The organism is Microcoleus sp. A003_D6 (genome assembly GCF_036702825.1).
Lineage (GTDB): Bacteria > Cyanobacteriota > Cyanobacteriia > Cyanobacteriales > Microcoleaceae > Microcoleus.
In genome coordinates this window covers 1-6,169 of the sequence record NZ_JAUBWA010000076.1, presented here as the reverse complement: position 1 = coordinate 6,169, position 6,169 = coordinate 1, and the positions used below count along the sequence as shown (strand labels likewise).

The following is a 6,169-nucleotide window of genomic DNA, read 5'->3' as shown; positions in this document are numbered from 1 at the left end:
TGGTGCAGCATCTTGGACTATTTTCAAGAACAGGCAAGATGCCTGTTCCACAAAAAAGAGTGAGTCTTGTTGTGGGGCGGGCATCCTGCCCGCCCGTAAAAGCCTGATTGACAATGGTGCAGCAGCAAAAACGCTAATCGGTGTTCAAAAATTCCAAATAATTATTAGTCAATTCTTTGACTGCTAATTCGTGAAATTGCTGGCCGTGTTCGGGAGTTGCTAAGGCCGGATTTGAACCCATTCTCCCGTCGGGAAATCGGTGGCGGAAGTCAGCAGCACCGTAAATTTTGTGCCCGGATGCAACTTCTTCCGAAAGCGGTGCTTGCTTGATTGCTTCTGGATAAAGGTACTGGGTTAGGGCGATTTCGCTGGGGGTGGCGTGGGAGCCTTCTTGGTTTCCGTACAATTCTTTGGCGAGTTTGTAGACTGAACCGCACATGAACCAGTTGCCGATTTGACACTGGATTCGATCGGCATTCGGTAGATTTAAGTCTGACAAATGCGCGTAAGTCTCGGAAAATGCTGCTTTCATCGTGGCAATGTTGCCACCGTGACCGTTGATGAAGAAATATTTCTCAAATCCGGCTTTTGCTAAAGATGTGATATGATCCCTGATTACGAGTATTAGCGTCTGCGGTCGGAGGCTGATTGTGCCGGGAAAGCTGGTGTGGTGCAAGGCCATCCCTACATTAATTGTCGGGCCGACTAAGGCATTCGCCGCTTCGCCGACACTCTGGGCGATCGCATCAGCAGCAATGGCGTCAGTCCCGATCAAGCCGGTGGGCCCGTGCTGTTCCGTGGAGCCGATCGGGATAATTATGCCTCGGGAGCTCTCTAGATAAGCTTCTACCTCGGGCCAGGTACTCAAATGCAGCAACATTATAGGCAGTCTACAGAATTTTTACTTGCTATCGTCGATCGTAGCCGGCCGGCGAAGAAAAAGGAGTTTGGGCAAACTTATTATTGTATTTTTAAACAAAGCTCTACAGTGCGATCGCCAGTTTACAGTTATATTACTTAACTTAAATAATTTAACCTGTCGATCGCCAAAACTTTACCTTTTAATAACCTTTAAAGAGTAATATAGCAAGCATCTCCCTATAGATTGGGTGTTACCTGGTCAATTAACAGCGGGCAATGTTTTATGAAATTAACACCAACCCCTAAAAATGACCAGGCTTCTGACGCCTGGACTCCGCCAGACAGCGCGGCTCCGGCAACTGCTCTACGGCTATACTTTTTGCACGAGCAAGTAGAAACAGTCGAGCGCGTGTCTGTGGGATGGACTGGCGAAGGATTATAAACGATCCTCTTCGAGGGCTTCGCTAACGAACAAATGGCGATCGTACAAGCGATCGCAGCGCGAGAGTGCCTCAGCTACTGAAGAAGGCGCCGAGCGCTAGCCACATACAAACATAACTCCCACTGATATTTATGTCTTCTGCTGAATTAAGCGAAAGTCCTTCAAGGCTGGCTGTTGGACAAGCCGGCCGCATCTTGTTATTGGAAGGTGAAGACCTGTTGCGGGAAATGCTAGCTTTAGCCCTTAAAGAACAGGGCTATGAGGTGGTGGTTACTAGCGACGGGCGCAACGCTCTGCCTTCTGTGCAGGCTTCCTCGTCATACCACGGTGAATTTGCCTTTAACCTGTTAATTATGGATTCCATTAACGGTTTGGATCTGTGTCGAATGTTACGGCATCAAGGAAATCCCGTCCCTATTTTGATTATCGGTGCTAGAGGAAGTGCCAACAATTGCGCTTTTTACCTAGAAGCCGGATCGGATGATTATCTGACCAAGCCTTTTGGAATGCGGGAGTTTATCGCTCGCTGTCGGGCGCTGATGCGACGCCAGCGCCTCGTCGGTCAGTTACCGCAACCGGTGATGCTGCAATATAAGAGCATAACTCTGTATCCTGAAGAGTGTCGCGTGTTGGTTCGCGGCCTTGAAGTAAAATTTTCTCCTAAACAGTTTCGCTTACTAGAACTATTTATGAGTAATCCCCGGCGAGTTTGGTCTCGCGATCAGTTGCTGGAAAAAATTTGGGGTCAAGATTTTATTGGAGATAGCAAAACCGTTGACGTTCACATCCGCTGGCTGCGCGAAAAGTTGGAAATCGATCCGGGCCAACCGGAATATATCATTACGGTACGGGGCTTCGGCTATCGATTTGGTTAAATTTTTACATTAGTTGTAGGGTTGCAAGTTGCGATCGAATTGACGTAGGGACACAACAATGTTGTGTCCTTATTTGTATGTGTAGGCTGGCGGAATAAAATCAGAAGGCAAGCCAGATAAACATTTTAATCTTTTTTTTACCGAGCAAGTGCAAATTATAACATAAGCGAGGCTCAAAACCCTTGCACTTGCGCGGGAAGTCGCTGGGTAAATTTGAGAAATAAGCGACGAACCTACGATTTTTCAAGCTGTGTGGCGGGAGCTTATTCGCTCTGTAGACTTTTTCAGCAAGCCCTATGTACGGTGGCATCGCCCACCTGAAGATTAGCTCCAGTGGCTTGTGTTAAAAAAAGGTTAGGGTTCAGGCGAAGGATTGTATCGAGGAGTTGGATCAAAACCTGCTTTCAGCATAAGCGCCTCCTGCCTCCTGGCTTCAGCATAAGTGCCTTTAGGATACGTGCCGTTTGATGAATCTGGCGCTACTCAGTCATTAAATCATGGTTGATTTATGACTGTCAAGCAGTGAATGGAACGCGCAAAGATATGACTATCGAGGATTCTCATTATGAACAGAACTACATCAGCCCGTAGCTTCGCTGCCAAAACTTCTCGCTCCCGCACCCTGCGAACAGTTCTGATAGTTCCCTTCGTCTTGCAAATTTTCGCGGCGGTGGGACTGGTAGGATATCTCTCATTTAAAAACGGACAAAAGGCAATCAATGAAATTGCCGATCGACTGATGGCAGAAGTAGGCAGCCGCGTCGAACAAAATCTGGCTACTTACCTGAGTGTACCCCATCAGGTCAACCAGATCAATGCTGCGGCGATCGAACTCGGTACCCTGAACCTGCAAGATTTACTTGTTTTACAGCGTCATTTTTGGCGGCAGCTTCAGATATTTGACACGCTCACTTTTACGGGTTTAGGTTTAGAACAAAGAGACAACTTGGGGGCAGAAAGGCTCGACAACGGCTCGCTGACTTTGAGGGTATCGACAGCAGCAAGTAACTATGATTTTCGCACCTATACTACCAATAAATCCGGCGAAATCGGCGCATTATTAAACAACAAAACTAATTTCGACCCGCGCACTCGTCCGTGGTACAAAGCTGCGGTAGCCGCTGGCAAACCCACCTGGAGCGAGATTTATCCCAATACGGCCGGCATTACTGCTTATCTCGGCGCATCTATGCCTTTCTACGACCGACAACGAAAATTGCAAGGAGTGCTGCTAACAAATATTAATTTGTCCACGATTGGCAAGTTTTTGCAAAGCTTGAAAATCGGCAAAACCGGACAAGTTTTTATTATCGAGCGATCGGGAATGTTGGTCGCAACTTCGACAGGAGAAAGACCGTTTCACGTCGTCCAAAAAGACTACGGAGCCGAACGAGTTCAAGCAATTGACAGTAAAAATACTTTTACCAAAACCACGGCTCAATATTTAGCGGCAAATTTTAACAAATTCCAATCTCTGAAAACTTCGCAGTCACTAGAATTTGATGTTCAGGGTAAAAAACAATTTTTACAAGTTCTGCCTTGGCAAGATGATAAAGGATTGGATTGGTTGATTGTAGTGGTTGTTCCCGAAGCAGATTTTATGGCACAAATTAATGCCAACAATACGGCGACAATTTTGTTGTGCGCTGCTGCTTCGATCGTGGCGATAATTGTCGGTGTTGTCACGGCGAGGTGGGTGACTAAACCGATTTTATCTTTGAACGATGCGGCTAAAAATATTGCTAAAGGTGAATGGGGGAAAACTGTAATAATTAACCGCGATGATGAAGTCGGGGAACTTGCAAATTCATTTAATAGTATGGCGGCGCAACTGCAAGTATCATTTGCGGAATTGCAGGCTTTGAATGCCGAATTATCTGAGAGTAAAAGCAGACTTTACCAAATTTTAGAAGCGGTTCCGATCGGAATATTTGTCGCCAATTCTAGCGACAAACCTTATTATGTTAATTCTCGCGCTCTGGATTTATTAGGTACAGATAAAGTTGCTAATAATGCGTCAGAAGTTCGAGAGATTTATCAAGCTTATCTAGCAGGTAATGACGAAATTTATCCCGCCGAAAGAGATCCAATTATCAATGCTTTTAAAGGGGCTAGCGTTAATGTTGACGATATGGAAATTCGCCAGCATGACAGGATTATTCCGATCGAGGTTTGGGGAACGCCCATCTATGATGATAAAGGAAAGGTGAGTTATGCGATCGCAGCTTTTGCGGACATCACTCAACGCAAACAAGCCGAAAAATTGGTAGCGGAATACAACCGCACTCTCGAATTCCAAGTCGCCGAAAGAACCCAAGAACTCAAAACAGCATTAGAAAACTTGCAAACGACTCAGGAAGAGCTGATTCAATCGGAAAAAATGGCAGCTTTAGGTCAATTAGTCGCTGGAGTTGCTCACGAATTGAATACTCCGCTGGGTGCGATCCGATCGAGTGCTGGAAATATGACTAAATTTTTGGGCCAAACTCTCACCAACTTGCCGTCAATGTTTCAGTCGCTTTCGCCCGCAGAATCTGAAAAATTCCGCGAATTACTGTATCGCTCGCTACAAAAAGATATGACTTTAACAGCTAGAGAAGAAAGGAAGTTAAAGCGGGCTTTAATTAGTCAACTCGAAGGCGAAGGAATTGAGAAGGCGGATGATATCGCCGACAATTTGGTGGATATGGGGATTTACGAGGCCGACGACTTTCTATCTCTGCTGCAAAAGTGCGATCGCGATCGCATCTTAGAAATGGCCTACAAACTCTCAGAAATCCAGCGAGGAACCCAAATAATTAATACCGCAGCCGATCGCGCTTCTAAAGTCGTTTTTGCCCTGAAAACTTATGCCCGCTACGACTCATCAGAAACGATGGTTCAAGCTAATATAACTGAAGGCATAGAAACCGTACTCACCCTGTATCAAAACAACCTAAAACACGGCGTAGAAGTAATCCGCAATTTCGCAAAAATACCGCCCGTACCGTGCTATGTAGACCAACTGAATCAGGTATGGACAAATCTAATTCACAACGCCCTGCAAGCGATGGACAATAAAGGCACATTAACTCTGGACATCGTTCAGGAAGGCAACTATATCAAAGTCAGCGTTACGGATAGCGGCAAAGGAATTCCTCCCGAAGTCATGCCCAAAATATTTGCTCCCTTCTTCACAACTAAATCCGCCGGAGAAGGCAGCGGTTTGGGCCTCGATATAGTTAGAAAGATCCTTGACAAACATCGCGGCAAAATAGAAGTTGAATCCGTTCCCGGCAAAACCACCTTTACGGTTGTTTTGCCTGTCAATCTCCCGGAAATAATTAGTTAAACCACCAAAAATGTCTAAACCAATCATCCTGTGTGTTGACGACGAACAAGTAGTTTTGAAAAGCCTTAAAACCCAACTCAAATCAGCCTTTGGGAATGCTTACCTTTATGAGCTAGCGGAAAATCCAGCCGATGCTTTAGAGTTGATTGAGGAATTTAATGACGGCGAAATTTCGATTATCTTGATTGTATCGGATTGGTTAATGCCGGGAATGAAAGGAGATGAATTTCTGGTTCGAGTTCATCAAAAATTTCCGAACATAGTAAAGATTATGCTAACCGGTCAAGCTGATGAAAAAGCCGTGAAGAGGGCTTTTGACGAAGCCAACCTCCATCGGTGTTTGCAGAAACCTTGGTCGGAATCAGAGCTGATCGAAACCATTAAAACGGCTTTATCGCTATGACCAAACAAGTCATTATTTGCGTTGACGATGAAAAAATATTTTGAAAAGTCTTAAGAGTGAATTAAAAGAGGCTTTAGGCAATATTTATCGGATTGAAATTGCCGAAGGAGGTAAAGATGCCCTAGATTTAATTGCTGAATTGCTAGACGGGTATGAAATCCCTTTAATTATCTCGGATACTAGACCTCTTGCAAAAATCCTTTTAATCAAATTCTGGAACGGGCTCTCCGGCCCATTCCACAAGAAAAAAAAATTTG

5 protein-coding genes and 1 pseudogene are annotated in these 6,169 nt (G+C 45.2%); 5 read left to right on the top strand and 1 reads right to left on the bottom strand.

Going from position 1 to position 6,169, the window contains the following annotated elements; all coding sequences use genetic code 11:
* Nucleotides 1–133 precede the first annotated feature (133 nt).
* Nucleotides 134–880 (bottom strand): creatininase family protein, encoded by a 747-nt coding sequence (locus QUB70_RS20220; protein WP_332983021.1) that lies wholly within the window; start codon nt 878–880, stop codon nt 134–136.
* A 264-nt stretch (nt 881–1,144) separates the two neighbouring features.
* Here QUB70_RS20220 and QUB70_RS20215 point away from each other — a divergent pair, with 264 nt between their 5' ends.
* The 5 genes and pseudogenes from QUB70_RS20215 to QUB70_RS20195 form a co-directional block, all read left to right on the top strand.
* Complete coding sequence (locus QUB70_RS20215) at nt 1,145–1,303, top strand: hypothetical protein (protein ID WP_332983020.1); 159 nt, start codon at nt 1,145–1,147, stop codon at nt 1,301–1,303.
* Between the two features lie 131 nt (nt 1,304–1,434).
* Entirely contained in the window at nt 1,435–2,178 is a 744-nt protein-coding gene (locus tag QUB70_RS20210) for a response regulator transcription factor (RefSeq protein WP_332983019.1), read from the top strand.
* 565 nt (nt 2,179–2,743) lie between these two features.
* A complete protein-coding gene (locus QUB70_RS20205) occupies nt 2,744–5,509 on the top strand; it encodes an ATP-binding protein (protein WP_332983018.1) in 2,766 nt (921 codons plus the stop codon).
* A gap of 10 nt (nt 5,510–5,519) precedes the next feature.
* Complete coding sequence (locus QUB70_RS20200) at nt 5,520–5,912, top strand: response regulator (protein WP_332983017.1); 393 nt, start codon at nt 5,520–5,522, stop codon at nt 5,910–5,912.
* A 40-nt stretch (nt 5,913–5,952) separates the two neighbouring features.
* Nucleotides 5,953–6,169 (top strand): annotated as a pseudogene (locus tag QUB70_RS20195) (hypothetical protein); the annotation flags it as partial.

Coding starts and splice junctions, on each gene's coding strand:
- QUB70_RS20220 (WP_332983021.1), bottom strand. CDS start 880: ATGTTGCTGCATTTGAGTACCTGGCCCGAGGTAGAAGCTTATCTAGAG.
- QUB70_RS20215 (WP_332983020.1), top strand. CDS start 1,145: ATGAAATTAACACCAACCCCTAAAAATGACCAGGCTTCTGACGCCTGG.
- QUB70_RS20210 (WP_332983019.1), top strand. CDS start 1,435: ATGTCTTCTGCTGAATTAAGCGAAAGTCCTTCAAGGCTGGCTGTTGGA.
- QUB70_RS20205 (WP_332983018.1), top strand. CDS start 2,744: ATGAACAGAACTACATCAGCCCGTAGCTTCGCTGCCAAAACTTCTCGC.
- QUB70_RS20200 (WP_332983017.1), top strand. CDS start 5,520: ATGTCTAAACCAATCATCCTGTGTGTTGACGACGAACAAGTAGTTTTG.